This is a genomic window from Arthrobacter sp. Hiyo1, from assembly GCF_001263615.2.
Lineage (GTDB): Bacteria > Actinomycetota > Actinomycetes > Actinomycetales > Micrococcaceae > Arthrobacter.
This window is the reverse complement of the sequence record NZ_DF952471.1, coordinates 371,462-373,077: the sequence shown is the minus strand read 5'-3', so window position 1 is coordinate 373,077 and position 1,616 is coordinate 371,462. Positions and strand designations below refer to the sequence as shown.

Below are 1,616 nucleotides of genomic sequence, written 5' to 3'. Positions count from 1 at the left end.
AAGGGCGGCGGAGGCCTGGGCGGACTAGGCGGCTAGCGCTGGATCAGCGGGCTCAGGGTGGCAGCACGGGCGGCCGCCCCGGACATTCCGAGTGATTCAAGCCAGTTGCCCAGCATGAGGTAGCCGCCTTCGGTGAGCACCGATTCCGGGTGGAACTGCACCCCGCACAACGGCGCCGAACGATGCTGCAGGCCCATGACAACCCCGCTGGCGGTTTCGGCCGTGATTTCCAGGACGTCGGGGATGCTTTCCCGGACAGCCGCGAGGGAGTGGTACCGGGTGGCCGTCACCGGCGAGGGCAGACCGGCGAAAACGCTCTTGCCGTCGTGCTGCACAGGTGAGGTCTTGCCGTGCATCAGCTCCGGGGCATGCGTGACAGTCCCGCCGTAGGCCTCGGCCAGCGCCTGGTGCCCAAGGCACACCCCGAACATCGGCTTGTTGTTGTCTCCGCACCATTTGATCAATTCAATGCAGACGCCGGCTTCGGCGGGAGTCCCGGGGCCGGGGGAGATCAGCACGCCGTCGCGCGCGTCCGCCAGCTCGATCGCTTCGGCGAGAGTGACGTCGTCGTTCCGGACCACTGTGGTTTCCGCGCCGAGCTCCTGCAGGTAGCCGACCAGGGTGTAGACGAAGCTGTCGTAGTTGTCCACGACGAGGATTTTTGTTGTGCTCATGGCTGCTGTGCTGAACCAATCGTTGAGTCGGTGAAGGTAGTGAATTGTGACATCCAGGGGAAGAGGAACTGGACCATCAGGACAAGCGCGCATGCCACGAGTGCCGCTGATGTCAGGATACGCACCCAGAGGGGTCCCGGGAGGTGGCGGAAGATCCATCCGTACATGGCTTAGCCCTTTCCGGCCGTCTGGGCGACTTGCTTGGCGATGTCCTGCGGCGGCCCGGCTGATGCCGGCTGCCAGCTTTCCAACAAGGAGTAGGCGATGATGCGTTCTTGCGCACCGAAGCGCGGATTGCAGCTCGTCATGGTCAGGTAGCTTTCGGTGGGCGTCGCACCTGGTTGTGCGGGGACCGGCAGAAGGACGTCCGTCCGCGAGGGCAGCACGATCTGGTTGTTGCGGAAGACATACGTGTAATAGCCGTCTTTGGTCTGCACGTAGATTTTGTCGCCCGGAACCAGGAGGTGGATGTTGTCCAGCACTGCGCCGTGGGTCTGGCGGTGGCCGGCGACGGCGAAGTTGCCAGGGGCTCCGGGCATGCTCGTGGTTCCGTAGTGGCCGAGGCCCAGCGTATCCAGGATGTCGGAACCGGTGCCCTCGATGATGGGCCGCGAATAATCCGCGCCGAATCGAGGGATGTACATGATGCCGATCATGCCGCCGTGTTCGGGAGCCTCGGCAACCACGGGCTTCCCGTAGTCGGGCCGTGCAGCAGGGTTGGCAGGGACAACGGGTGCCACCGGTCCCGCGAAACTCTTGGCAAAACCCTGGACGGCCTGGCTTTGCTTGGCATCGGCTTCGACGTTGGTCCACCACAGTTCCCACGCCACAAAGAGCAGCAGGATAAGTCCGGCGGTGACGAGCAACTCGCCCACGACCTGGACGATCTTGCGCACGACGTCCCCCGTGCTTGGCCGTCCCTTGCGCCTCGCCGGGCGCGGC

At 64.5% G+C, this 1,616-nt stretch carries 2 protein-coding genes; both read right to left on the bottom strand.

Features of this window, described 5'->3' with window-relative positions:
- Positions 1-32 precede the first annotated feature (32 nt).
- Entirely contained in the window at positions 33-674 is a 642-nt protein-coding gene (locus AHiyo1_RS13290; RefSeq protein ID WP_059388885.1) for an aminodeoxychorismate/anthranilate synthase component II, read from the bottom strand.
- Positions 675-844: 170 nt separating this feature from the next.
- On the bottom strand, positions 845-1,570 hold the full coding sequence (locus AHiyo1_RS13285) for a class E sortase (protein WP_084784499.1): 726 nt from the start codon (positions 1,568-1,570) through the stop codon (positions 845-847).
- Positions 1,571-1,616 lie beyond the last annotated feature (46 nt).